We start from the raw sequence: 23,009 nt of genomic DNA on the forward strand, positions 1-23,009 counted from the left end.
GCGGTGGGCACGGGGACTTGAGCGGACGACGACGGCAGGGACGAACGTGAGGATCTTCCACCGGGCACGGCACCGGCCGTCCGCCACCTGGCGGCAGACGACCGACCGGGCCTTCACGCTGATCGGCGACGGCCGCTACGAGGACGCCGGCGCGCTGCTGGTCATGGCCGCCGACCTGGAGCCCTGGCTCTCCGACTCCTGGTTCAACCTCGCCCTGCTGCACAAGTTCCGCCGCGACTGGGAGCAGGCCCGCTCGGCGGGCCTGCGGGCCGTCGCCCTGCTGGACCGCGAGCACGGCGCCCCCGACTGGTGGAACCTCGGCATCACCGCCACCGCCCTGCAGGACTGGCCGCTGGCCCGCCGCGCCTGGCAGGCGTACGGGCTGAAGCTGCCCGGCGGCCCCAGCGTGGACGGGCCCGTCAGCCTGGACCTGGGCACCACCCCGGTGCGGCTGTCCCCGGACGGCGAGTCCGAGGTGGTCTGGGGCCGCCGGCTGGACCCGTCCCGCATCGAGGTGCTGTCCATCCCGCTGCCTTCCTCCGGCCGCCGCTGGGGCGAGGTGGTGCTCCACGACGGCGCCCCGCACGGCGAGCGGGTCACCGACGGCGTCGCCTACCCCGTGTTCGACGAGATCGAGCTGTGGGCGCCCTCGCCGGTGCCCACCTACGTGGTGCTGCTGCAGGCTTCCACCGCCGCCGACCGGGACGCGCTGGAGCGCCTCGTCGCCGACGCCGGGTACGCGGCCGAGGACTGGACGAGTTCGGTGCGGCTGCTGTGCCGGGCCTGCTCGGAGAGCCGGATGGCCGCCGACGACGGCCTCGCTGCCCACCACGACCCGCACGACGACGGGGACGCCGCCCACCCCGGGCACCTCAGCCACCTCAGCCAGGGCGGCGCCGCCGGGATGTCCTGGCTGGTCGAGCGCGAGTGCGGCCTCGCCGCCCCCGCGCACCTGGTGCGCGCCCTGCTCGACCGCTGGGTCGCCGCCGCCCCGGACAGCCGGGCGTACCGGGATCTCGAAGAGGTCTGCTGATCGCGCTGAGTACCCTGGTGAGGTACGCGTTAGACCGACGGAAGCGGAAGACATGGCGGAGCAGGCCGAGCAGCACGGGCACGACCACGAGCACGACGTGGAGGGGGCGGCGCCCGAGGCCCCCGCGAAGGTGATGGGGGAGCTGCCCGACCTCACCAAGGGCACCGCCCGTCCGATCACCGTGGTCGGCAACCCCGTCCTGCACCGCGAGGTGAGGACCGTCACCGCCTTCGACGACGAGCTCGCCGCGCTGATCGACGACATGTTCCAGTCGATGTACGCCGCCGAGGGCGTGGGCCTGGCCGCCAACCAGATCGGCGTCGACCTCAAGGTCTTCGTCTACGACTGCCCGGACGACGAGGGCGTGCGCCACATCGGCCACGTCATCAACCCGGTGCTGGAGGAGTACCCGGCCGACCGCCGCCGGGTGCTCGACGACGGCAACGAGGGCTGCCTGTCCGTGCCGACCGCGTACGCGGAACTGCCGCGCCCCGACTACGCGGCGGTGACCGGCCTGGACAAGGACGGCAAGCCGATCCGCGTCGAGGGCACCGGCTTCTTCGCGCGCTGCCTGCAGCACGAGACGGACCACCTGTACGGGACGCTGTACATCGACAAGCTCTCCAAGCGGGACCGCAAGGACGCGCTGCAGCAGATGGCCGAGGGCACGGCGCGCTACGCGACGGTGCCCAACGCGTAAGCCTCGTCCGGTTGTCGCCGTGGGCCGGTACGGGATTCCCGTACCGGCCCACGGTCGTTCCTCAGCGCGCGGGCAGGCTGAGCGTCGCGCGCATGCCGCCGGACGGTTCGGCGGCCAGGTGCAGCCGCCCGTGGTGGGCCTCGGTGACGGCGGCGACGATGGCCAGCCCCAGGCCGTGGCCCCGGCGGGCCGGGTCGGCCTCGGCGGTGCGGCCCCGGCCGCGCAGGAACGGTTCGGTGAAGGTGGCGACGGCCTCCGGGGCCAGCGGCGCACCGGAGTTGGTGACCGTCAGCCGTACGCGGGCCGGGTCGTCCGGGTCGGGGCCGGTGGTGACGGTGACGCGGCCGTCGGCGGGCAGGTTGTGGCGCAGCGCGTTGTGCAGCAGGTTGAGGGCCGCCTGGCGCAGCAGCACCGGGTTGCCGGTGGCGGGGGCGGGCCGAAGGTCGGCGGTGATCGTGACGCCGAGGGCGGAAGCCTCGTCCCGGACGGCGGCGAGGGCGCGGCCGGTGGTGTCGGCGAGGTCGACGGGGCCGGTCTCGGGCGGGGCGTGGCCGAGGTCGGCGAGCTGCAGGAGGGCCTCGCTGATCTCGATGCCGCGCTGGTTGGTGTCCTGGAGGCGGCCGACGAGCTTGGGCCAGTCCTGGCCGTTCGGGTCGGCGGCGGCGACCTGGAGCATGGTGCGGGTGATGGCGAGCGGGGTGCGCAGCTCGTGGGAGGCGTTGGCGGCGAAGCGCTGCTGGGCGTCGAAGGAGCGCTGGAGGCGTTCGAGCATCTCGTCGAAGGCGTCGGACAGGTCGGTGAACTCGTCCTTGGGGCCGGTCAGGGCGATGCGGTGCTCCAGGGCGCCGTCGGCGGCCGCGTGGGCGGCGCGGGTGATGTCCTGCAGCGGGCGCAGCACCCTTCCGGCGATCAGCCAGCCGCCGATCATGCCGACGGCGGTGAGCAGGGCGAGGGCGTAGCCGCAGGCGTTGAGGAGGGTGTCGAGGATCTCCTGGCGGGAGGGGGCGTCGGAGCGGTAGCGGGGGTTGGAGGAGGTGAGGGGGTAGTTGGGGACGTACTTCATGCCGACGTAGACGACGGCGAGGGAGAGGGTGCCGGCGGTGACGGCGAAGAGGGTGTAGCTGAGGGTCAGGCGCATCCGGGCGGTGAGGCGGCGGGGGCGCTTGCGGGCGGCGCTCACGGGGTGGGCTCGTCGTCGGCTTCGGGGGTTTCGGGGGAGAGGCGGTAGCCGACGCCCGGGACGGTGTGGATCAGCCAGGGGTCGCCGAGGCGTTTGCGCAGGGTGGAGATGGTGATGCGCACGGCGTTGGTGAAGGGGTCGGCGTTCTCGTCCCAGGCGCGTTCGAGGAGCTGCTCGGCGCTGATGACGCCGCCTCGGGCGGTGATCAGGACCTCCAGGACGGCGAACTGCTTGCGGGAGAGGGTGACGTAGCGGCCGTCGCGGTAGACCTCGCGGCGGAACGGGTCCACCCGCAGGCCCGCGTACTCCAGGACGGGCGGGGCGGACTCGGCGGGTCGGCGGGCCAACGAGCGCAGCCGGACGACGAGTTCGGGCAGGTCGAAGGGTTTGGTGAGGTAGTCGTCGGCGCCGAGCTCGAAGCCGGCGACCTTCTCGTCGAGGCGGGCGGCGGCGGTGAGCATCAGCACCCGGCAGCCGAGCCGGCGGCGGACGATCTCGCGGCAGACGTCGTCGCCGTGGACGCCGGGGATGTCGCGGTCGAGGACGACGACGTCGTAGGAGTGGACGGCGAGGCGCTCCAGGGCCGCGTCACCGTCGGTGACGATGTCGCAGGCGATCGCCTCCAGCCGCAGGCCCGCCTGGACCGCCTCGGCGAGGTAGATCTCGTCCTCCACCACCAGGACCCGCACGTGCCGTTCTCCCTGCTCGAGCTGCGTGTGTACGCGTCCATTGGACACGAGCCGGGATATCGGGAACGTATCGGCCGGCGAAGACATCCTGGCAACACCCGCTCGCCTTCCATGGTCACCGCCGCCGCGACAGCGCGTCGCGGCGGCGTGACGAGTGCTTCGGGAGGCGGGAATGGGTGTGGCCGGACGGATGGCCGGGGGCCGGCGGCGGGTGGCCGTGGGGGTCGTGGCGACGGTGGTGCTGGGGCTGGCGGCCGCGTGCGCGGGCAATCCGCCCGCCGCGCAGAAGGCGCTGAGCACGCTCGAGGCGACGGTCGCCTCGCTGTCGCCCGGGGGCTCGCCCTCGCCTTCGTCCACGGAGGACGGGCAGGTGCCCGACGGGGTGACGCTCAGCCCGTTCGACACCAAGGCGGCGGCGGTGCGCAACCTCGACCCGGCGCTGCTCGCGGCGCTGCGCAAGGCGGCCGGGGACGCGAAGGCGCAGGGCATCGAGATGTCCGTCACCTCCGGCTGGCGCAGCAAGGCGTACCAGCAGCGGCTGCTGGACAAGGCGGTCGCGAAGTACGGGAGCCTGGAGCAGGCGCGGCGGTTCGTGAACACCCCGGAGAAGTCGGCGCACGTGTCGGGCAAGGCGGTGGACGTGGGGGCGACCGCCGCCGACTACTGGATGATCCAGCACGGCGCCAAGTACGGGCTGTGCCAGGTGTACGCCAACGAGATCTGGCACTTCGAGCTGCTGACGACGCCGGGCGGGACGTGCCCGGCGCCGCTGGCGGACGCGGCGGGGTGAGGCGGGTGGCTTCGGCGGCCGGGGTCGTACGGCTTTCGCGGCGGCGGGCGCGGCGGGCTGCGCGGCGGCGGGTGGTGCCGCTGTGGCGGCGCGGGTGGGTGGCGGGCGGGTGCGCGCTGGCGACGGCGGGGGCGCTGGCCGGGCACCGGTGGGTGCCGGACCTGGGGCTGCGGCTGGGGAGCCTGTGGGAGAGCGTGCTGCCGTGGAGCGGGCTGGTGGCGGTGGCGGCGCTGGTGTGGGCGGCTGTGCGGCGGGCGCCGGCGGCGGGCTGTGCGGCGGCGGTGCTGGTGGCGGTGTGGGCCGGGCTGTTCGGGCCGGTGCTGTCGGCGGGCGGCGGCGCGGGTGGTTCGGGCGGTTCAAGCGGTTCGGGTGGTTCCGGGGGGACGGGCGCTCTGGTGGTGGTGACGCACAACGTGAGCGCCGACAACCGCGATCCGGCGGGGACGGCGCGGGCGCTGCTGGCGGCCCGTCCGGACCTGGTGGCGCTGGAGGAGGTGACGGACGCCGCGCTGGGAGCCTACGAGGGCGTGCTGGACCGGGAGTTGGCGCACCATGTGCGGATCGGGACGGTCGCGCTCTGGAGCCGCCACCCGATCACCGAGTCGCGGCGGCTGACCATCGACCCCGGGTGGAGCCGCTCGCTGCGGGCCGAGGTCCGGGCCCCGGGCGGGCCGGTGGCCGTGTACGTCGCCCACCTGGCCTCGGTGCGGCTGACGGCCTCCGGCTTCGCGGCCGGGCACCGGGACCGCAACATCGGGGCGCTGGCGGCGGCGCTGGACGAGGAGCGGCTGGGGCGGGTGCTGCTGCTCGGGGACCTCAACACCGCTGCCTCCGACCGGGCCCTGGCGCCGCTGACCGACCGCCTCACCCCGGCGGCCTCGGGGTTCGGCTTCAGCTGGCCGGCGGCGTTCCCGCTGGCGCGGATCGACCACATCCTGAGCCGGGGGCTGCCCGCGCTCGGCGCTTGGACGCTGCCGGCCACCGGCAGTGACCATCTGCCGGTGGCGGCTCGGCTGCGTGCCGGTTAGGCCCTGTCCGGGCGATCTTGCCGGGACAGGGCCTAGCGGGCGGCTGCCAGGTCGAGGAAGCGCAGGCCGGTCTCGGTCACGTCCTGCGCCGTCCACTCCAGGGCCGGTTCGGTGAGGCTGACCTCGGCCATGGCCAGGCCCGGGGCGGCGTCCTGCCAGTGCGAGACGAACCAGGTGCGCTCCTGCTCGGCGAGGTGGAGGTGGGCGGCGTTGAGGGCCTCGGCCGAGTGGGGGAGCCAGAGCTGGAACTCGTGGGTGGGCGGGACCGCCGGGTGGAGGCGGGCGCCGGGCAGGGCGGCCAGGGCCGGGGCGAGGTCGGCGGTGTGGCGGGCGTACCCGGGCAGCTTCGGCAGGACGGTGTCCAGGCCGTCGAGCGCGGCCAGGGCGGCGGGCCACTGCTGGTAGAGGGTGCCGCCGTAGCGGTGGCGCCAGGTGCGGGCGTAGGCGGTGAGCGCGGCGTCCCCGGCGAGGGCGGCGCCGCTGAGGCCCCCGAGGTCCTTGTAGAAGGAGACGTAGACGCTGTCGGCGAGGGCCGCGATCTCGTGGAGGGGTCGGCCGAAGTGGGTGGTGGTGTTCCACAGGCGGGCGCCGTCGAAGTGGACCCGGGCGCCGGTGGCGCGGGCGGCCGCCGTGAGCTCGGACAGCTCCTCCCAGGTGGGCAGGAGGTAGCCGGGGTCGCGCAGCGGGAGTTCGACGGTCAGGGTGCCGAACGGCTCGCCCAGTTCGGCGAGTTCGGCGGCAGTGGGGTGGCGTTCCGCGCTGGTGGGCCAGAGGCCGCGCAGGCCCGTGAGCTGGGTGTAGGCGTGGCGCTCGTGCCGCTCCAGGTGGCTGAGCGGGTGCAGGGCGACGGCGCGGCGGCCGGTGGTCTCGGCGCCGAAGCGCAGGGCGACCTGCTGGGCCATGGTGCCGGTGGGGAAGAAGACGGCGTCCTCGGTGCCGAGCAGGGCGGCCGTGCGCTCCTCCAGCTGCCGTACCGGGCCGTCGCCCCCGTAGTGGTCGGGGTCGGTGTCGAGGCCGTCGAGGGCGGCGAGGTTCGTCAGGCGGTCGCGGATGGTGAGGGGGCGCGGGCCGGAGAGCAGGCGCTCGCAGGCGTGGCGGGCGGCGCGTCGGCGTTGCTGGAGGTCGTCGGTCATTCGGCGATTGTCTGTTCGCCGGGTGGGCGGGCCAACTGCTTTTACCCGGTGGTCCTCAGCAGGCGTCCAGGGCGGGGGCGATGGCGGCGAAGGCGCGGGCGGTGAGCTCGGCCGGGTCCTGGGTGCCGGTGCTCCACTGCTGGAGGATGACGTCGAAGGCGGCCAGGGCCGTGCCGGCGGCGAGGCGGGGGTGGAGGCCGACGGGTTGTCCGGTGCGGGCGGCCAGTTCGGTGGCGAGTTCCTCGCGCCACTGGGCCTGGCGTTCCAGGAAGCGGGCGTGCAGGGCGGGGGTGCCGAGGATCAGCCGCACCACCTGGAGGGCCTGCTCGGCGTGGCCGGTGCAGGAGGTGACGGAGACCGAGACGGCGTGGCGCAGCGCGACGGACGGGGGCTCCTCGGGCGGGCGGGCGGCGAGTTCGGCGCGCATGTCGGCGCCCATCTCGGCCAGGAGGCGGACGATCACGTCCTCCTTGGAGGCGAAGTAGCGGAAGAACGTCCGCTTGGAGACGCCTGCGGCGGCCGCGATCTCGTCGACGGTGACCGCGTCGAAGCCCTTCTGGGCGAGCAACTCCAGTGCGGCCTGCGCGAGTTCGTCGGCGACGAGCTGCCGCTTGCGTTCGGCCAGGGTGGGGGTGGTGGTCACCTCGGCATGCTACACGTGGCGTCGGCTCTGGCGCTTGGAGTCATGCTTGACACTTGGTGACACGAGCGGCAGTGTGTGACGCATGACGAAGCATCAGTCCTGGAGCGCTGACCGCATTCCCGACCAGGCGGGGCGGGTGTTCGTGGTCACCGGGGCCAACAGCGGCCTCGGGCTGGAGACCACCCGGGCGATCGTCCGCAGCGGCGGGCACGTGATCCTCGCCGTACGGGACGAGGCCAAGGGGCGGGCCGCCGCCGAGCGGGTGGGCGGGTCCACGGAGGTGCGGCGGCTCGACCTCGCCGATCTGGAGTCGGTGCGGGCCTTCGCGGAGGGGGTGCGGGCGGAGCACAGCAGGGTGGACGTCCTGGTCAACAATGCCGGGGTGTTCGCGCCGCCGCGCACGCTCAGCGCCCAGGGGCACGAGCTGCAGTTCGCGGCCAACCACCTCGGGCACTTCGCCCTCACCGGGCTGCTGCTCGACCTGCTGGCGGAGGGGGAGGACCCCCGGGTGGTCACCGTCAGCTCGATCAACCACCGGCAGGGGCGGCTGGACTTCGAGGACCTCGGAGGGGAGCGGCGGTACTCGCCGATGGGGCAGTACAACCGGTCGAAGCTGGCGAACGCGGTGTTCGGCGTGCAGCTGCACCGGCGGCTGGCTGCTGCCGGCAGCCCGGTGCGGAGCCTCCTGGCGCACCCGGGGTATGCGGCGACGAATATTCAGACGGGTGCGACGGGGGGACTGCTGAAGTTCCTGTTCGGGCGGCTGCTGATCCCGCTGGCCCAGGGGGCTGAGGCGGGCGCGCTGCCGCAGCTGTTCGCGGCGACGGCGCCGGAGGCGCGGGGCGGGCAGTTCATCGGGCCGGGCGGGCCGGGGGAGCTGCGGGGCGCTCCGGCGGTGGTGAAGCTCGCGCCGAGGGCGGCGGAGGAGGAGGTCGGGCGGCGCCTGTGGGAGGTGTCCGAGCGGCTGACGGACGTGCGGTACGGGCTGCCGGTGGGGTAGCGGCTCCGGGCCCGAGGGGGTGCCGCCCCGCCTGCCGGGCGGGGCGGCAGGCGGCTCTATCCCCGCATCAGGGTGGCGAGTTCGGCGGTGGCGATGACCTCGGCCCTGGTGGGGAGGACGCGGCGGAGCAGGACGTCGTGCGCCTCGGGGTCCGGGTCGGCGACGGCGTCCGCGAGGACGTGGAGGCGGTAGTCGCGGTCGGCCGCGTCGAGGACGGTGGCGAGGACGGCGCCGCCGGTGCTCAGGCCGCCGACGAGCAGGGTGGTGATGCCGCGTTCGCGCAGCTGGTGGTCGAGGTCGGTGGTGGAGAGGGCGCCGGTGCGGGTCTTGCGGACGAGGAGGTCGCCGTCGCGGGGTGCCAGGCGGGGGTGGACGGCGGTGGACGGGTCCTCGTGGTGCAGGGCGCGGTGCCGGCCGATCGGGGCGAAGGCGCGGTTGGCGGCCGGGATCGCCGCCCAGTCGGCCTCGGTGAAGCCGAGGCGTACATGGGCGACGAGCCCGCCGGCGGCTCGGACCTCGGCGATGGCCGCCTCGACCCGCTCGAGCAGGGCGTCGGCGTCGGCGGAGGGCAGCGCGGCGAGGACGGCGGGCTGGACGTCCAGGACGAGCAGGGCGGTGTGGGCGGGGACGAGGGTGCTCATGCGGGTGGCTCTCCTGGTTCAGGCGTTGGCGGGTTCCGGCGTCGGGGTCTTCGCGGGGCGGGGGAGCAGCAGCGGGGTGAGGAGGATGAGCAGTCCGGCGGCGGCGAGGGCGGTGCGGGGGCTGGTGGCGTCGGCGAGCAGTCCGCCGAGTGCGGTGCAGGCGGCGATGGCGGCCTGTTGGCCGATGGACCAGGCGGTGAGGGTGCGGGCGACGAGGTGTGAGGGGGTCTGTTCGAGCCGGTAGGTGGCGAGTACCGGCATGAACAGGCTCATGTGGACGATGATCGCCAGCTCGACGGCGATCACGGTGAGCAGCCCGAGGACGCCGGGGCGGACGAGGACCAGTCCGATCAGCCAGACGGCGCGCAGGGTGCCGACCGTCCGCAGGACGCGGCTCTGCCCGTAGCGGGCCACGACCCGGCCGGCCAGTCGGGAGCCGATCAGTCCGCCGAAGCAGGGGGCGGCGAAGGCGAGGGCGTACTGCCAGGCGGGGAAGTGGAGTTGGCGCAGGAGGAGGACGGCGAGCAGCGGTTCGGTGGACATGATGAGGCCGGAGACGAGCAGGTTGTTGAGGTGGAGCGCGCGCAGTCCGGGGTGGCCGAACAGGTGGCGCCAGCCGTCCAGCAGTCCGGCGCCGGTGCGGGGTTCGGGCCGGCGGGGTGCCTCCTCCCGGCCGCCGATCGACGTGATGCCGAGGGCGGAGAGCAGGTAGCTGAGCCCGTCCGCGACCACGGTGACGACGGGCCCGAACAGTCCGATCGCCGCCCCGCCGAGCGGTGGGCCGATCGCGATGGAGCTCCAGTTCGTGGACTCGAAGCGGGAGTTGGCCGTGAGCAGGCCGTCCGGCGGGACGAGGGCCTTGAGGAAGGCGCCGCTCGCCGCGTTGAAGGCGATCTTCGCGGCGGCGACCACGGCCGAGACCGCCAGCAGGTGGGCGAAGCCGAGCCGGCCTAAGGCGTACGCGAGCGGGATCGTCGCCAGCGCGGCGAAGCGGAGGAGGTCCATCGCGATCATGACCGGCCGTTTGCGGCGGTACTCCACCCACGGCGCGAGCGGCACCGCGATCAGCGCCCCCACGGCCGGCCCCACCGCCGAGAGGACGGACACCTCGGCGGGGCTCGCGTGCAGCGCCAGGACGGCGATCAGCGGGAACGCCCCGAACCCCAGCCCCGACCCGTACGCGCTCACCGCGTACGCCGCCCACAGTCGGCCGAACGGCCGGCCGAGCTGCTTCCTGGCCATCCTGTTCACCCCTCGATCGAACAAACGGAAGTTGATCGGGGAGAGCTAACCGAGCGGCGTACGGGCCGGTCAAACAACCGATCCGCGTCCTCTCCACAACCCCTGGTTGTTCAGTAGGGTGGCTCCTCGTGGATCTCGAAGCAGTGCGGACCTTCGCCGCGGTCGCCGAGGCGGGCCAGTTCCAGAAGGCCGCCGTCGACCTGTCGCTCACCCAGCAGGCCGTCTCCAAGCGCATCGCCACGCTGGAGCGCGACCTCGGCGTCCGGCTGTTCGCCCGGACGCCGCGCGGCGCCGAACTCACCATCGACGGGCAGGCGTTCCTGCCGCACGCGCGCGAGCTGCTGCGCGTCGCCGAGCGGGCGGCGGCGTCCGTGCGGGCCGGTCGGCGGCCGCTTCGGGTCGACGTGCTGAGCTCGCGCGGCGCGACGGCCGGCCTGGTGCGCGGCTTCCACGGCGCGCACCCCGAGGTCGATCTCGACGTGCTGATGCTGTTCGACATCGACCGGGCCGTCGAGGCCCTGCGAAGCGGCTCGATCGACGCGACCTTCCGCGCCGTCGGCGCGCCCGGCCGGCCCCTGCCCGAGGACCTCGCCTCCGCGCGGGTGCTCGACGAGCCGCTCCAGCTGATGACCGGCCCGGGGCACGCGCTGGCGGGGGAGAAGTCGGTGACCGTCGCCGATCTCGTCGGGCACCGGATCTGGATGCCCGGCATCACCCCCGGTACCGAGTGGGCCGCGTACTACGAGGACCTCGTCGCCGAGTTCGGCCTCACCATCGAGGCCACCGGCCCCAACTTCGGCGCGGACGCCCTGCTGGACACCGTCGCCGACACCCCGGCCCTGGCCACCTTCATGGGCGCGTACGCCCGTGTCGTCTGGCCCGCCGGGTACGGGCTGCGCCTGATCCCCGTCGTCGACCCGGTGCCCGTCTACCCGCACTCGCTGCTGTGGCACCGCGACAACCCGCACCCCGCCCTGGCCACCCTGCGCGAGCACCTCGCCACCGCGGCTCCGGCGCCCGGAGCCGCGGGGACGTGGGTGCCGCGGTGGACGCCCGTAATCGACTGAGGCGACCGACCGCAAGGGCGATCCCGACAAGCGCGGGGCGCATCCTCGGTGGTGCCCTGGCAGCGGTTGTGGACCGCGACATGGTTACGATCCGAACAAGGACACCTGGAGAAGAGGGCAAGCACCGCGTGAGCACGCAGCAGATCACCCCCAAGCAGCGGGGCTACCTGATCGTCAACTCCCACCCCGCCGGCAGCGCGGCCACCGTCGAGCGGCTCTGGGAGGGCCTCGAGCCCGCCTCCGGCGACCGGCGCCCGGTCGCCCTGGTGCTCGGCTCCAGCGCGGGCTACGGCCTGTCCATCCTCCTGGCGGGCCTGCGCCGCCACGGCATCCGGGGCGTCGGCGTCGCCTACGAGACCCCCGCCAGCGAGCGCCGCACCGCCACCGCCGGCTGGTACCGCACGGCCGCCGGCGCCGAGCTGATCGAGCGGGACGGCGGCGACTTCACGTTCGTCAACGCCGACGCCTACGCGGACGCCACCCGTACGGACGTCCTCAAGCTGGTCGCCGACCGCTACGGCAAGGTCGACTACCTGATCTACTCGCTCGCCTCCCCGCGGCGCACCGACCCGGCCACCGGCGAGGTCCACCACTCCGTCATCAAGCCGATCGGCGGCGCCTACACCTCGGCGTCCCTGGTCTTCGAGGACGGCGCGCCGCAGATCGGCAGCGTCGACCTCACCCCGGCCGACGAGGCCGAGCGCGCCGCCACCGTCAAGGTCATGGGCGGCGAGGACTGGCAGCTGTGGGTGAAGGCCCTCGCCGAGGCCGACCTCCTCGCCGACGGCTTCACCACCGCCGCGCTCTCCTACGTCGGCTCCGAGATCACCGCCCCCGTCTACCGCCAGGGCACCATCGGCGCGGCCAAGGAGCACCTGGAGGCCACCGCGCACCGGCTGCAGACGGAGCTGGGCGAGCGCGGCCGGGCTTACACCGTCGTGGCCGGCGCGGCCGTCACCCAGGCGTCGACGGCGATCCCGTCCATCGCCCTCTACACCTCGCTGCTGCGCAACGTCCTTGGCGAGGACGGCTGGCGCACCACTGCCGACCAGGCCGTGGACCTGTGGGAGCAGCTGACGGGCGCGCGGGAGCTGAACCTGGACGGGCAGGGGCGCATCCGCCTCGACGGCTGGGAGCTGGACGGCACCGTGCAGGAGCGCGTGCGCGAGCTGTGGGCGGACCCGGCGGCGGCGCTGGCGGCCGAGCCGGCCGGGGCGGCGTGGTTCTACCAGCAGTTCCGGGAGCTGTACGGCTGGGACGTGCCCGGCGTCGACTACGAGGCCGTGGTCGAGACGGCGGTGGCCTGGCCTTCGCGGTAGTCGCGTCCTGGTGGCCCCGGCCCGCTCGTCGTCGCGAGCGGGTCGGGGCTTCTACGTGCCCGGGAGCAGGGTGGCGAGGGCGGTGCGCAGCAGGAACGCCTCGGCGCGGTCCCAGGACCAGCCGTTCTCGACGACCAGGGTGCGCCAGCTGCCCGGGCCGAACCAGAACCAGAGGAGGTCCGCGGTCTCCTCCGCCTGTCCCAGGGCGTGCAGGTGCTGGGCGGTGGCGTCGAGGGCGGTGCGGTAGGAGGCGGTGGCGCGCTCCCAGAGGGCCTCGCCGTCCTCGTGGGAGGGCAGCGCCTTGTGGATCGCCTCGTGCACGGTGAACATGCTCTCGTTCCCGGCCCGGGTGCCGCGGGCCAGCGCGGTGAGGGTGGCCTCCTGGCTCTGCGCGGCGAGTACGTCGCGCATCGCCCGCTCCTCGCCGGAGGACCGTACGGCGGTGTCGACGATCTCGTTGAGGATGTCGCCCTTGCTCCCGGCGCTGGCGAACACGGCCTTGGCGGAGACGCCCGCGTCGGCGGCGATGTCGGCGACGGTGACCCGGCCGTAGCCGCGCTCGGCGAACAGCCGGGTCGCCGACCCGAGGATCTGGGCGCGGGTCCGGGCGGCGGCCTGCTCCCGCAAGGGGGAGACGTACCTGCGTTTGGTCGGCATGGGATCAGCCTAGCTTCGAAAAGTGCTGGACCTATTCAATAGGTGGTGAGTAACCTGAATATCGGTCAGGGCGGGGACGTGCCCCGCCCTCCTGAGAGAGGACCCGAACCATGGGAATGACACCCGAGGACCTGGCCCGCGGCCTCTTCGACGTCCTGGCCACCGGCGACCCGGCCCTGGCCGCGGAGGTCGTCCACCCGGACTTCGTCAACCGCGAAGCCGTCGTCTCCCCCGCCGCCTGCTCCCTCCCCGGCCCCGCCGGCGCCCTCGCCTCCGGCGCGTGGCTGCGCGCGGCCTTCAGCGACCTGGGCTTCCCCGTCACGGCCGTGGTCCACGAGGGCGACCAGGTGTGGATACGGCTGCGCATGGTCGGCCGGCACACCGGACCGTTCGTGCGGTACCGCGACGGGCAGCTCGACCAGGCGATCCCGCCCACGGGAGTGGAGATCGACACCGACCAGGTGCACGTACTCCACCTGCGGGACGGCAAGGTCGTGCGCCACGAGGCCGTCCGCGACGACCTCACCCTGCTCGGCCAGTTCGGCATCTTCCCGCCCAACCCCGCCACCCTGCAGGTCATCGAGGACTGGCAGAGCGACGGCCGCGCGGTCGAGGCCGCCGCCCGTATCTCCGAATCAGCCATGAAGGCGGCGGATTCGGCCCTCTGAGGGGGAGTCGGTCGCACGAGAAGTCGGCCCCGCCGACTTCTCGTGCAGTGGCCGGGGGCGTACCGGCGCGGTCGGGTTGCGGGCCGGAGGCGGAGGGGTAGAGGCGCCCTCGCCGACTTCCGGCCCCTCACCCCACTCCTCGATCAAGGAGACCGGCACCCATGCTGAGGATCACCGCGGACATCTACTCCGGCCGACCCAACCCCGTGGCGGACATCGACGACGAGGCGGAGGCGCGCGCCGCCCTCCGCGAACTGGCGAGGGACCGGGACCTGCTCTCCGGCGCCCGGTCCACCGAGGCGCAGACGGGTGGCCTGGGCCTGCGGGGCTTATGGCTGGAGACCTTCGACGATGAGCTCGCCCGCGACTTCGACGTGGAGCCCCGGGTCTTCCTCCCCGCCGGGGCACAGGCGGGCCGCGGCCGGGCGGCGGAGGTCGCCGAACGGCTGATCGCCACCGCGGACTGGCGCGAGGCGCCCGAGACGCTCACCGGCGAAGCACTGCCGGTCGAGGAGGACTTCCGGGAGTTCCTGCTCGGCCAACTCGGCGGCGGCCGGATCTCCGCGACGGACCAGGTCGGACCGGCGGGCGGCGAGCAGGGCGAGGAGGGCCTCTCGGTCACCTGCCAGATCGAGTTCGCGGCCTTCAACCCCGGGTTCTGGAACAACGACCCGAACGTCATGGCCCACAACAACTGCTACAACTACGCCAGCAACTGGCGCACCAACACCTTCGCCCAGCCCGGGCGCGGCTGCGGCAACATGTACCACCAGATCACCTGTGCCGAGGTCGGCCGAGGGGCGCTCTGCGACGGGATGCACCACCGGTTCGACTGCTTCCCCGACAGCGAGAAGCCGCGCTGCCTCGTCGCCCTGGTCCTCATCCCCGGCGGACGCGACTACCACTGGTACCGCAAGCAGAAGGAGGGCTTCTGGGGCCACAAGCCGGGCGGGACGGCGGCCCGCAACTACGACAACAGCGGGCACGTGATCACCAACCCGGAGACGGCGGACCGCGGGCCCTACACGATCTTCTGCGGCTACTTCTACGGCTGCAACAGCCAACGGCGAAGGATCAACTGACGAATGCTCGTGGAAGTCGACCTCTACAGCGGCCGGCCGAATCCGCGGTTCGTGCTGGCAGCCGCCGTCGAAGGGGAGTTGAGGCACCGGATCGCGCTACTGGCGCCGACGGGCGGGACCGGCCCACCGGAGGTCGGGCTCGGCTACCGGGGGCTGCGCACACAGGAGTTCCTCGTGTTCGGCGGCCTGGTGACTGTACGGGGAGCCGACGGACCGGTCCGGTGGCTGCGGGACCCCGGACGGGCGCTGGAACGCTGGCTCCTCGACCAGGGCGCGGGGGAGTTGGACGCCGAGGTCCTCACGACGGTCCGCCGGGAGCTCGCGCGGTAGCACTACGCTGCACGGATGATCGAGCCGTCGAACGTACGTCTTGCCGAACTCCTCGACCGGCGCGAGGTCGTGGAACCCGCGCCGGAGGAGGTGTTGGCAGCGCTGTTCGAGGGCGGGGTGTTCGTTCCCGTCGCCGAGGCCGGATCGGTGATCTTCCTCCCGGACCCCGACCAGCCGCCCACCCTGCTCGCCTTCACCGACGCGGCCCTCGGCGCCCGACTGCTCCCGCAGGCCGCCGGGTTCGCGCACTGCGACGCGGCGCGGCTCAGGGACATCCTGGCGAAGACCGGCGTCTCCCGGCTGGGGGTCCGCTCCGGCAACGGGCAGGCGATCTTCCCCGAGCAGACGCTGCGGGAGTGGGCGACCCACGGCTCGGGGGCGGAGATGCGGCTCGACTGGTCCACGGACCCGGTGGCCATCGCCCTGCGCGACGCGCTCTCCCGCCGGATCGGCGAGTTTCCCGCCGTCCGCTCGGCGTGGGTCGCGCAGGTCCGGTGGCAGGAGAGCGGCGAGCAGCACCTGCTGCTGCACATCGCGGTGGACGAGGAACTGCCCTCGGCCTCCGCCGACCGCCTGATGCAGGTGCTGCTGGGAGAGGAGGTGGAGCTGGGCCCCACCCACCCCAAGGTCGGCATGCTCGCCCTGAACACCACTACCCACGCCGACACCATCGCCGACCTGGACCGGAGGGGCCTCGACACCGTCCACCACGACGCGGACACGGGCCAGATCAAGGTCATCTCCCGCGAGTACGACACCCCGCCCGCCGACCCCCGCCCCAAGCGCCGCTGGTTCGGCCGCTCCTGAGAAGTCGGCCCGGCCGACTTCTCGTGCAGGGTGAGCCGCGTTACGACCCGGTCCGGGGTGGTTCGTGGCGATGCGTGAGATAGCGAGCGAACGCCTCCTGCCCGTCCGGGATGAAGCGCCACTGCCGGACGGCCTCTCGCAACTCCGCCCCCGTCAGCCAAGCGTGCCAGGCGACCTCTTCCGGGTCCGGCGTCACCTCGCTCGTGATCACGGCCTCGTGCACGCCGAGCCAGTACGGGCTGACTGCCCCTCGGCACAGGAACTTGAACAGGAAGCGCACCGGCACGTGAACGCCCAGCTCCTCGGCCAACTCCCTGGCCGCCGCCTGCTCATAGGACTCGCCCACGCCCACGGCCCCGCCGAACATCACCTCGTGGTGGCCCGGGAACCGTGACAGGTTCCCGGGCCGCCGGTAGATCAGCACCCGCCCCTGCTGATCACGGCAGACCGTCGTCGCGACCCGGTGCAGCCAGCCTCGACGGATGGCCTCACCGCGGTCCACCACCGCCAGCACCTGATCCTGATCATCCACGCGCTCCACCGGCTCCTCCACGGGACCCACGATCGCATGACCGTCGTCAGCGCGGCCCCGCTTCTGCGCGGAGGACTGGGAGGACGATGGCTGGCCCGGTGCGCAGGAAGTCGGCGGGGCCGACTTCCTGCGCAGTAGGTCACGGGCGGTGGGTGGTGGTGGTGATGCGGTGGGTGGTCCAGGTGGTCATGCTGCCGAGGTAGAGGATGGTGCTCCAACTGCCGTGGCGGGTCAGGCAGCTGGCGACGCCGTCGCCGCCGGCGGGGCCGATGCACAGGCGGATGAAGTCCCGGTGGGCCTCGCGGACGGGGAGACTGCGGACCTGCTCCCAGAGGACGGGCAGCGCGCGCTCGAGGTCGGGGAAGAGCGTGGGAGGCATGAGTCCGGTGATCTCGGCCCGGACGGGGGTCACGCGGCGGCGGCCTGGAGGTGGCACCAGACGAACTTGCCGATGCCGCCCTTGCGCGGGCAGCAGCCCCACTGGGTGGAGGCCGACGCCTCGGATGCCTACAGCGTGGAGACCTTCCTCGTCCCCGGCCTCTTGCAGACGGAGGACTACACCCGGGCCGTGGTTCGGGCGCAGATAGAGGATGCCAGCGTCGATCAGGTCGAACAGCTGACGAAGGTGCGGATGGAACGGCGATCGGTGCCGAGGCTTGGGCCTCGTTTGTTGCGGGGATCAAGGGCGGGGAGTTCCCGACCGGCTGAGACAACTGAAGCGCCCCGCACGGCTCGTGGCCGTGCGGGGCGGCTGTCTAAAAGACGTTGTCGTACCAGAAGAAGAAGATCCGCAGCAGGGCACCGGGGGCGCCCGCGCCGAAGGTGAGCACCAGGGCCTGGGCGATGGCCACATCGGTGGGGTCGAGGCCCTGCGACCACGTAAGCCTTGCGTGGCGGCCGGGGATCGTGGAGCCGGGGGAGTACGAGCGTAGGGTGCTGCTTGCTCGGGCGATGACCGTGCCGTTGCGGCGTACTTCTGCGCGGCGGAGGGTGGTGGGGCGCAGCTCATAAGTGCGCTCGCCGACTACCGCTGTCCACGCGCGGGACTTGCGGCGGGGGTTCCAGCGGCTCCTGTTCTGGCTGGTGGGGACCGAGTGGCCGCCGAAGTTGATTCTGCCGTGGCGGCGATCGGGGACCGCGATGACGGCCGGGATGCCCGGGCCGTGGATGCGGGCGACTACCGAGGGCCACGGATCGTAGTCGATCTGTATCGGCCCGAACGGGCCGTCGATCACCTGCTGTTGCGATATACCTGAGAATCCCCCGTGGATACAGCGGAGCTGCCGTAGGCCAACGCCTACGGCAGCTCCGCTACTGGTCGATCTAGAAGTCGTCGTCGAAGGACACAGAGCCCTCGACGGCCACCTGGTACGCCGACACCCGGCGCTCGAAGAAGTTCGTCAGCTCCTGGACGTTCTGCAGCTCCATGAAGCCGAACGGGTTGCTGGACCCGTACCGGATCGGCATGCCGAGCCGCGCGAGACGCTGGTCGGCAACAGCCTGGAGGTACTCCCGCATCGACGCGGTGTTCATGCCGGGCAGACCCTCACCGCACAGGTCCTGGGCGAACTGGAGCTCGGCCTCAACCGCCTCCTCCAGCATCTCCGTGACCTGCTTGGCCATCTCCTCGTCGAAGAGGTCGGGCTCCTCCTCGCGCACGGTGTCCACCACCGAGAACGCGAAGTCCATGTGCATGGACTCGTCGCGGAACACCCAGTTCGTACCGGTCGCGAGACCGTGCAGCAGACCCCGGCTCCGGAACCAGTACACGTACGCGAACGCGCCGTAGAAGAACAGTCCCTCCACACACGCCGCGAAGCAGATCAGGTTCAGCAGGAACGCCCGCCGATCCTCCTTGCTCTGCAGCGAGTCGATGTGGTCGACCGCGTTCATGTACTTGAAGCAGAACTGGGCCTTCTGGTGGATGGAGGGGATGTTCTCCACCGCGGCGAAGGCCGCGTTGCGGTCCTCCGGGTCCGGAAGGTACGTGTCGAGCAGCGTCAGGTAGAACTGAACGTGCACGGCCTCCTCGAACAGCTGACGGCTCAGGTACAGCCGCGCCTCCGGGGAGTTGATGTGCTTGTAGAGGCTCAGCACCACGTTGTTCGCCACGATCGAGTCACCCGTGGCGAAGAACGCCACGAGCCGCCCGATCATGTGCCGCTCGCCCTCGCTGAGCTTGGCGAGGTCGGCCACGTCCGAGTGGAGGTCGACCTCCTCCACGGTCCAGGTGTTCTTGATCGCGTCCCGGTACCGGTCGTAGAACGACGGGTAGCGCATCGGGCGCAGGGTCAGCTCGAAGCCGGGGTCGAGCAGCATCTTCTCGCGGTCGTCGGACTGGGACATCACTGGCACGCCTCGCAGGACTCGGGGTTCTCCAGGGAGCAGGCGATGGCGTCCTGTTCGGCCTGGGTCATGGTGGGGGTGTTCACCGGAACCGGCGCGGGCGCGGCGGCACGCGCGGCGCCGGAGGCGGCCTGGGCGATGCGGGTGGCCGGGCGCGAGCGCAGGTAGTAGGTGGTCTTGAGGCCCACCTTCCACGCGTAGGCGTACATCGAGCTGAGCTTGCCGATGGTGGGCGCCGCCATGAAGAGGTTCAGCGACTGGCTCTGGTCGAGGTACGGCATGCGGGCCGCGGCCAGGTCGATCAGGGCGCGCTGCGGCAGCTCCCACGCGGTGCGGTACAGGGAGCGCACCTCGGCGGGCAGCCAGCTCAGGTCCTGCACCGAGCCGTTGGCGTCGCGCAGGGAGTCGCGGGTCTGCTGGTCCCAGACGCCGAGGTCCTTGAGCTCGCGCACCAGGTACGGGTTGACCTGGAGGAACTCACCGCTCAGCGTCTCGCGCTTGAACAGGTTGGACACCTGCGGCTCGATGCACTCGTACACGCCGGCGATGGAGGCGATGGTCGCGGTCGGGGCGATGGCGAGCAGCAGCGAGTTGCGCAGCCCGGTCTCGGCGATCCGCGCCCGCAGCGCGTCCCAGCGCGAGGCCCACTGCGGGGCGGCCGACGGGAAGTGATCGATGTGCAGCTCGCCGCGCGCCGCACGGGTCTCGCCGTACGCCTCGTGGCGGCCGAGCTGCTCGGCCAGGTCGGCGGAGCGCTCGTACGCGGTGAGCATGATGCGCTCGGCGATGAGGGTGGACAGCTTCGCGGCCTCGGCCGAGTCGAAGTCGATCCGCAGCTTGAAGAAGACGTCCTGGAGGCCCATCACGCCCAGGCCCACGGGCCGCCAGCGGGAGTTGGACGTCCCGGCCTCGGTCGTCGGGTAGAAGTTGATGTCCACCACGCGGTCGAGGAACGTCACGGCCGTACGGACGGTGGCGTCGAGGCGCTCCCAGTCCATGGCGCCGAGCAGGTCGTCGGCCGAGGCCCCGGCAGCCACGTGCGCACCGAGGTTGACCGACCCCAGGTTGCAGACGGCGGTCTCGGAGTCGTCCGTGACCTCGAGGATCTCGGTGCACAGGTTGGAGGAGTGCACCGTACGGCCCGGCAGGGCGGTCTGGTTGGCGGCGCGGTTGGAGGCGTCCTTGAAGGTCATCCAGCCGTTGCCGGTCTGCGCGAGGGTGCGCATCATGCGGGCGTACAGGGTCTGCGCGGGGATGGTGCGCACGGCCTTGCCGGCGAGTTCGGCCTTGCGGTACGCCTCGTCGAAGTCGGCACCCCACAGGTCGACCAGCTCGGGGACGTCGGCCGGGGAGAACAGCGACCAGTCCGCGTTGGCGTTGACGCGGCGCATGAACTCGTCCGGGATCCAGTGCGCCAGGTTGAGGTTGTGGGTGCGGCGGGCTTCCTCGCCGGTGTTGTCGCGGAGCTCCAGGAACTCCTCGATGTCGGCGTGCCAGGTCTCGAGGTAGACGCAGGCCGCGCCCTTGCGCCGGCCGCCCTGGTTGACGGCGGCGACGGAGGAGTCGAGGGTGCGCAGGAACGGGACGATGCCGTTGGACTTGCCGTTGGTGCCGCGGATGAGGCTGCCGCGCGAGCGGATGCGCGAGTAGGACAGGCCGATGCCGCCGGCGTGCTTGGACAGGCGGGCGATCTGCGCGTAGCGGCTGTAGATCGAGTCCAGGTTGTCCAGCGGGGAGTCCAGCAGGTAGCAGCTGGACATCTGCGGGTGCCGGGTGCCGGAGTTGAAGAGCGTCGGCGAGGAGGTCAGGTATTCCAGGCGGCTCATCAGGCGGTACAGCTCGGCGACCTCGGCCACGGACTTCTCGTTGTCGCCGACCGCCAGGCCGGAGGCGACGCGGAGCAGGAAGTGCTGCGGGGTCTCGACGACCTTGCGGGTGATCGGGTGGCGCAGCAGGTACCGGGACTGGACGGTGCGCAGGCCGAAGTACTCGAAGCGGTCGTCGCCCTCGGTGTCGATCAGGGCGTCGAGCGCGGCGGCGTGCTTGGCGACGAACGCGGCGGTGGTGTCGCCGATGAGGCCCTCGGCGTGGCCGACGGCGATGGAGGCGGAGAAGGAGGTCGCGCCCTGGCTGTTCGCCTCGTCGACGATCTCCAGGGCGAGCAGGCGGGCGGCCAGCTTCGAGTACTGGGGGTCCTCGGCGATCATCGACGCGGAGGCGTCCACGGCCAGCCCGCGCAGCTCGGCGAAGTCCGAGCCGGCGTGGCGGCCGCGCAGCGCGGCGGCGGCGACATGGCCCGGGTCCACCTCGGGGAGATCGGCGCTGCGGTCGGTCAGCAGCCGCAGGAGCGCACCGCCCGGGTCGGAGACCGTCGGGTCGGTGAAGGCGGTGCCGGTGCCCTGGGCGGGCAGGGTGGCTGAGGCAGCGGTGGTCAAGGCGCTCTCTCCTGGCGGCGATCGGCGGCGTGATCGGACGGGCGCCGGACCGTTCGGGGCAGGGGAGCTCGGCGCGAACGCGGAAACGCGTACGCGCGACGGTGACTCCCCGGCCCGCCCGCGAGGCCCGGAGTGGTGGTGCTGGTGCTGGCGCGGCCTCTGCGGGAGGGCCGTGGGCACGCCGTCGGCAGGTACTCGGACTTACGGGCACGGCTCCTGCGAGCCGCCCGCTCACCGCTGCGGGGCAGTCCGGACTTCCACCGGGTTCCCCTGCTTCGACAGCAGGAGTGAGCATACATCTAGTGCCAGGAATCCAATGCAGCCCCACATGTAGTGTCGCGCACAGGGGTTGTTCGACCGTGTGTGCGATAGGCTGATCATGCTGGAGGGTGCCATTCCTGGCCCGCACGGGCCGCGCACGGGCGCATCCGCACCGGCGTGGACCCGCCTGCCGGGGCACCCGCCGAGGCCCCCGGATTCTCCAGGCAGCGCCCCGTGTCCTGGTTCGCGAGCTGCCCGCTCGGCGTCACCCGCCACCGCCGCCCGTAGCCCGGGGCGCAGCCGGTGAGGACGGGCGCGCCGAGGTCGGAGTCCTCCACGCAGCGCCCGCTCTGTTCGATCGTTCCGGCGTCCCCCATGGTCCAGGTCTGCGCGGGGGAGCCGTCGCAGGTGCCGGCGCCGACCGCGGCCGGATCGCCGCTCACGCGGCTGTCGAGGCAGAGCCCGGGCAGGGCCGAGGTGATCGCCCCGCTGGGCTGTCCGGCGGCCGCCTGGAACGAGAACGAGTCGCCGGCGAGCCCGGCGCCGCCCTCCCAGATCTCGAACCCGGCCTGGACGGCGCACAGGTACGAGCCGGCCGGGACGTAGCCGCGCTGGACGGCGTCGCGGGTGAAGGCCCTCAGGTCGAGGTCGGTCACCGAGGTGGTGCTGGCGGCGGCCTCGTAGGTGATCAGGGTGTGGCTGCTCTTCTTCGGCGCCTGGAAGACGCGGTAGGAGGCGCCGCCGGCCTTCAGCTCCCCGGCCGCGTCGCCGAAGGGCGACTTGCCGTTGCCCCGCAGCCAGATCATCAGCTCGGCGCTCTCGGTGAAGGAGCAGCTGGTGCGGCTGCTGCTGTACCAGAGGTCGTACGAGACGTTGTAGACGCCCGAGTCGACCTGGGTGGTGTGCCAGCTGGTGGTCGCGTACCGCAGGTTGCCGACGGGGATGGGCAGCGGGCCCGCGCCGCCCTGGAGCGGGGTGCTGACGTACGGGTAGGCGCCGGGGCCGCGGTCGGGGTCGGTCAGGCTCTCCGGGCCGACGCCGCTGCGGGTCACCCGGAATCCGGTGGCGCCGTCGGTGCTGCTGATGCACAGGCCCCCGGTGGAGTTCCACTCGTTGGGGTTGAGCAGGAAGCGGCCGGAGTCGACGGCCTGCGAGGGGTAGCGGTTCTCCCCGGTGGAGCAGATCTCCCCGGCGGTGGCGGCCGGGAGCGGCGTGACGGCCCTGGCGGGCGTCGTGGCGGCCGCCGGGGTGCCGGGGGCGCCCTGCGGGCGGTCGCGGGGCAGGAGGACCGCGCACAGGATCAGCGCGACCACGACGGACGGCGCGAGCCACCACCACGAGCGCCGGTCCGCGCGCCCGGGGCCGGGCATGGCGGGGTTGGTCATGGGGTTCTCGCCTTGCTGCTGCGGTGTGTCCGGCCGGTACG

At 72.8% G+C, this 23,009-nt stretch carries 25 protein-coding genes and 1 riboswitch; of the genes, 12 read left to right on the forward strand and 13 right to left on the reverse strand.

Translation table 11 applies throughout. The annotated features are described in order from the left end of the window. Window positions 1-46 precede the first annotated feature (46 nt). Both IH61_RS0112335 and def read left to right on the forward strand, forming a co-directional pair. A complete protein-coding gene (locus IH61_RS0112335; RefSeq protein ID WP_031068759.1) occupies window positions 47-1,033 on the forward strand; it encodes a tetratricopeptide repeat protein in 987 nt (328 codons plus the stop codon). Window positions 1,034-1,166: 133 nt separating this feature from the next. Continuing rightward, a complete protein-coding gene (gene def / locus IH61_RS0112340) occupies window positions 1,167-1,733 on the forward strand; it encodes a peptide deformylase (RefSeq protein WP_078911053.1) in 567 nt (188 codons plus the stop codon). 61 nt (window positions 1,734-1,794) lie between these two features. Here def and IH61_RS0112345 read toward each other — a convergent pair whose 3' ends face one another. Then, window positions 1,795-2,913, reverse strand: a complete 1,119-nt coding sequence (locus tag IH61_RS0112345) for a sensor histidine kinase (protein ID WP_031068764.1) — start codon at window positions 2,911-2,913, stop codon at window positions 1,795-1,797. Then, window positions 2,910-3,602 (reverse strand): response regulator transcription factor, encoded by a 693-nt coding sequence (locus tag IH61_RS0112350; protein ID WP_031068767.1) that lies wholly within the window; start codon window positions 3,600-3,602, stop codon window positions 2,910-2,912. The genes IH61_RS0112345 and IH61_RS0112350 overlap by 4 nt, the downstream gene beginning before the upstream one ends. Window positions 3,603-3,774: 172 nt before the next feature. Here IH61_RS0112350 and IH61_RS0112355 point away from each other — a divergent pair, with 172 nt between their 5' ends. Next, on the forward strand, window positions 3,775-4,392 hold the full coding sequence (locus IH61_RS0112355) for a M15 family metallopeptidase (protein ID WP_031068769.1): 618 nt from the start codon (window positions 3,775-3,777) through the stop codon (window positions 4,390-4,392). Between the two features lie 5 nt (window positions 4,393-4,397). After that, window positions 4,398-5,420, forward strand: a complete 1,023-nt coding sequence (locus IH61_RS0112360; protein ID WP_234327153.1) for an endonuclease/exonuclease/phosphatase family protein — start codon at window positions 4,398-4,400, stop codon at window positions 5,418-5,420. Between the two features lie 32 nt (window positions 5,421-5,452). On the opposite strand, the gene IH61_RS0112365 is transcribed toward IH61_RS0112360, so the two are convergent. Then, a complete protein-coding gene (locus IH61_RS0112365; RefSeq protein WP_031068771.1) occupies window positions 5,453-6,553 on the reverse strand; it encodes a threonine aldolase family protein in 1,101 nt (366 codons plus the stop codon). A 55-nt stretch (window positions 6,554-6,608) separates the two neighbouring features. Then, complete coding sequence (locus IH61_RS0112370; RefSeq protein ID WP_031068772.1) at window positions 6,609-7,196, reverse strand: TetR family transcriptional regulator; 588 nt, start codon at window positions 7,194-7,196, stop codon at window positions 6,609-6,611. Window positions 7,197-7,278: 82 nt separating this feature from the next. On the opposite strand from IH61_RS0112370, the gene IH61_RS0112375 reads away from it, so the two are divergent. Further along, window positions 7,279-8,196, forward strand: coding sequence for an oxidoreductase (locus IH61_RS0112375; RefSeq protein ID WP_031068774.1), 918 nt, complete (start codon window positions 7,279-7,281; stop codon window positions 8,194-8,196). A gap of 56 nt (window positions 8,197-8,252) precedes the next feature. Here IH61_RS0112375 and IH61_RS0112380 read toward each other — a convergent pair whose 3' ends face one another. Both IH61_RS0112380 and IH61_RS0112385 read right to left on the reverse strand, forming a co-directional pair. Continuing rightward, on the reverse strand, window positions 8,253-8,837 hold the full coding sequence (locus tag IH61_RS0112380) for a cysteine hydrolase family protein (RefSeq protein ID WP_031068776.1): 585 nt from the start codon (window positions 8,835-8,837) through the stop codon (window positions 8,253-8,255). An 18-nt stretch (window positions 8,838-8,855) separates the two neighbouring features. Further along, window positions 8,856-10,079, reverse strand: coding sequence for an MFS transporter (locus IH61_RS0112385; protein WP_031068779.1), 1,224 nt, complete (start codon window positions 10,077-10,079; stop codon window positions 8,856-8,858). A gap of 128 nt (window positions 10,080-10,207) precedes the next feature. On the opposite strand from IH61_RS0112385, the gene IH61_RS0112390 reads away from it, so the two are divergent. Together IH61_RS0112390 and IH61_RS0112395 are read left to right on the forward strand one after the other, a co-directional pair. Continuing rightward, window positions 10,208-11,146 carry a LysR family transcriptional regulator gene (locus IH61_RS0112390; RefSeq protein ID WP_031068780.1) on the forward strand — a complete coding sequence of 313 codons (939 nt, stop codon included), beginning with the start codon at window positions 10,208-10,210 and terminating at the stop codon, window positions 11,144-11,146. Window positions 11,147-11,274: 128 nt separating this feature from the next. Next, entirely contained in the window at window positions 11,275-12,465 is a 1,191-nt protein-coding gene (locus tag IH61_RS0112395) for a trans-2-enoyl-CoA reductase (protein WP_031068782.1), read from the forward strand. Window positions 12,466-12,516: 51 nt separating this feature from the next. Here the strand turns inward: IH61_RS0112395 and IH61_RS0112400 are convergent, their stop codons facing one another. Beyond that, window positions 12,517-13,122, reverse strand: coding sequence for a TetR/AcrR family transcriptional regulator (locus tag IH61_RS0112400; protein ID WP_031068784.1), 606 nt, complete (start codon window positions 13,120-13,122; stop codon window positions 12,517-12,519). 110 nt (window positions 13,123-13,232) lie between these two features. On the opposite strand from IH61_RS0112400, the gene IH61_RS0112405 reads away from it, so the two are divergent. The 4 genes from IH61_RS0112405 to IH61_RS0112420 all read left to right on the forward strand — a co-directional run bounded on the left by IH61_RS0112405 (window position 13,233) and on the right by IH61_RS0112420 (window position 16,009). Continuing rightward, entirely contained in the window at window positions 13,233-13,790 is a 558-nt protein-coding gene (locus tag IH61_RS0112405) for an ester cyclase (RefSeq protein WP_037972466.1), read from the forward strand. A 161-nt stretch (window positions 13,791-13,951) separates the two neighbouring features. After that, window positions 13,952-14,872: a hypothetical protein gene (locus IH61_RS0112410; protein ID WP_031068786.1), complete on the forward strand. Its 921-nt coding sequence runs from the start codon at window positions 13,952-13,954 to the stop codon at window positions 14,870-14,872. A 3-nt stretch (window positions 14,873-14,875) separates the two neighbouring features. After that, complete coding sequence (locus IH61_RS0112415; protein WP_031068787.1) at window positions 14,876-15,202, forward strand: hypothetical protein; 327 nt, start codon at window positions 14,876-14,878, stop codon at window positions 15,200-15,202. 15 nt (window positions 15,203-15,217) lie between these two features. After that, window positions 15,218-16,009 carry a hypothetical protein gene (locus tag IH61_RS0112420; protein ID WP_031068788.1) on the forward strand — a complete coding sequence of 264 codons (792 nt, stop codon included), beginning with the start codon at window positions 15,218-15,220 and terminating at the stop codon, window positions 16,007-16,009. A 40-nt stretch (window positions 16,010-16,049) separates the two neighbouring features. Here IH61_RS0112420 and IH61_RS0112425 read toward each other — a convergent pair whose 3' ends face one another. Both IH61_RS0112425 and IH61_RS0112430 read right to left on the reverse strand, forming a co-directional pair. Beyond that, complete coding sequence (locus IH61_RS0112425) at window positions 16,050-16,562, reverse strand: NUDIX hydrolase (RefSeq protein WP_031068789.1); 513 nt, start codon at window positions 16,560-16,562, stop codon at window positions 16,050-16,052. A gap of 118 nt (window positions 16,563-16,680) precedes the next feature. Next, the gene (locus IH61_RS0112430) at window positions 16,681-16,920 is read right to left on the reverse strand and encodes a hypothetical protein (RefSeq protein ID WP_158844935.1); all 240 of its coding nucleotides are present in this window, start codon (window positions 16,918-16,920) and stop codon (window positions 16,681-16,683) included. A gap of 72 nt (window positions 16,921-16,992) precedes the next feature. Between IH61_RS0112430 and IH61_RS48450 the strand changes: the two genes are divergently transcribed. Continuing rightward, on the forward strand, window positions 16,993-17,367 hold the full coding sequence (locus IH61_RS48450; protein ID WP_234327157.1) for a Scr1 family TA system antitoxin-like transcriptional regulator: 375 nt from the start codon (window positions 16,993-16,995) through the stop codon (window positions 17,365-17,367). Here the strand turns inward: IH61_RS48450 and IH61_RS0112435 are convergent. The 4 genes from IH61_RS0112435 to IH61_RS42835 form a co-directional block, all read right to left on the reverse strand. Continuing rightward, entirely contained in the window at window positions 17,297-17,776 is a 480-nt protein-coding gene (locus IH61_RS0112435; protein WP_031068791.1) for a hypothetical protein, read from the reverse strand. The genes IH61_RS48450 and IH61_RS0112435 overlap by 71 nt on opposite strands. Before the next feature lie 88 nt (window positions 17,777-17,864). Further along, window positions 17,865-18,887 carry a ribonucleotide-diphosphate reductase subunit beta gene (locus tag IH61_RS0112440; protein ID WP_031068799.1) on the reverse strand — a complete coding sequence of 341 codons (1,023 nt, stop codon included), beginning with the start codon at window positions 18,885-18,887 and terminating at the stop codon, window positions 17,865-17,867. After that, window positions 18,887-21,298 (reverse strand): ribonucleoside-diphosphate reductase subunit alpha, encoded by a 2,412-nt coding sequence (locus IH61_RS0112445; RefSeq protein ID WP_051836928.1) that lies wholly within the window; start codon window positions 21,296-21,298, stop codon window positions 18,887-18,889. Before IH61_RS0112445 ends, IH61_RS0112440 begins: the two co-directional genes overlap by 1 nt. Window positions 21,299-21,490: 192 nt before the next feature. Then, a riboswitch (cobalamin riboswitch) is annotated at window positions 21,491-21,634 on the reverse strand. A gap of 65 nt (window positions 21,635-21,699) precedes the next feature. Beyond that, entirely contained in the window at window positions 21,700-22,968 is a 1,269-nt protein-coding gene (locus tag IH61_RS42835) for a GH12 family glycosyl hydrolase domain-containing protein (RefSeq protein ID WP_051836912.1), read from the reverse strand. Window positions 22,969-23,009 lie beyond the last annotated feature (41 nt).

Source organism: Streptomyces sp. NRRL WC-3742, from assembly GCF_000720635.1.
Classification (GTDB): Bacteria; Actinomycetota; Actinomycetes; order Streptomycetales; family Streptomycetaceae; genus Kitasatospora.

What these genes read in the sequence shown, in the direction of transcription:
- def (WP_078911053.1), top strand. Translation starts at nt 1,167, where the DNA reads ATGGGGGAGCTGCCCGACCTCACCAAGGGCACCGCCCGTCCGATCACC.
- IH61_RS0112355 (WP_031068769.1), top strand. Translation starts at nt 3,775, where the DNA reads ATGGGTGTGGCCGGACGGATGGCCGGGGGCCGGCGGCGGGTGGCCGTG.
- IH61_RS0112365 (WP_031068771.1), bottom strand. Translation starts at nt 6,553, where the DNA reads ATGACCGACGACCTCCAGCAACGCCGACGCGCCGCCCGCCACGCCTGC.
- IH61_RS0112375 (WP_031068774.1), top strand. Translation starts at nt 7,279, where the DNA reads ATGACGAAGCATCAGTCCTGGAGCGCTGACCGCATTCCCGACCAGGCG.
- IH61_RS0112380 (WP_031068776.1), bottom strand. Translation starts at nt 8,837, where the DNA reads ATGAGCACCCTCGTCCCCGCCCACACCGCCCTGCTCGTCCTGGACGTC.
- IH61_RS0112385 (WP_031068779.1), bottom strand. Translation starts at nt 10,079, where the DNA reads ATGGCCAGGAAGCAGCTCGGCCGGCCGTTCGGCCGACTGTGGGCGGCG.
- IH61_RS0112400 (WP_031068784.1), bottom strand. Translation starts at nt 13,122, where the DNA reads ATGCCGACCAAACGCAGGTACGTCTCCCCCTTGCGGGAGCAGGCCGCC.
- IH61_RS0112405 (WP_037972466.1), top strand. Translation starts at nt 13,233, where the DNA reads ATGGGAATGACACCCGAGGACCTGGCCCGCGGCCTCTTCGACGTCCTG.
- IH61_RS0112410 (WP_031068786.1), top strand. Translation starts at nt 13,952, where the DNA reads ATGCTGAGGATCACCGCGGACATCTACTCCGGCCGACCCAACCCCGTG.
- IH61_RS0112415 (WP_031068787.1), top strand. Translation starts at nt 14,876, where the DNA reads ATGCTCGTGGAAGTCGACCTCTACAGCGGCCGGCCGAATCCGCGGTTC.
- IH61_RS0112420 (WP_031068788.1), top strand. Translation starts at nt 15,218, where the DNA reads ATGATCGAGCCGTCGAACGTACGTCTTGCCGAACTCCTCGACCGGCGC.
- IH61_RS0112430 (WP_158844935.1), bottom strand. Translation starts at nt 16,920, where the DNA reads ATGCCTCCCACGCTCTTCCCCGACCTCGAGCGCGCGCTGCCCGTCCTC.
- IH61_RS48450 (WP_234327157.1), top strand. Translation starts at nt 16,993, where the DNA reads ATGCCGCCCTTGCGCGGGCAGCAGCCCCACTGGGTGGAGGCCGACGCC.
- IH61_RS0112440 (WP_031068799.1), bottom strand. Translation starts at nt 18,887, where the DNA reads ATGTCCCAGTCCGACGACCGCGAGAAGATGCTGCTCGACCCCGGCTTC.
- IH61_RS42835 (WP_051836912.1), bottom strand. Translation starts at nt 22,968, where the DNA reads ATGACCAACCCCGCCATGCCCGGCCCCGGGCGCGCGGACCGGCGCTCG.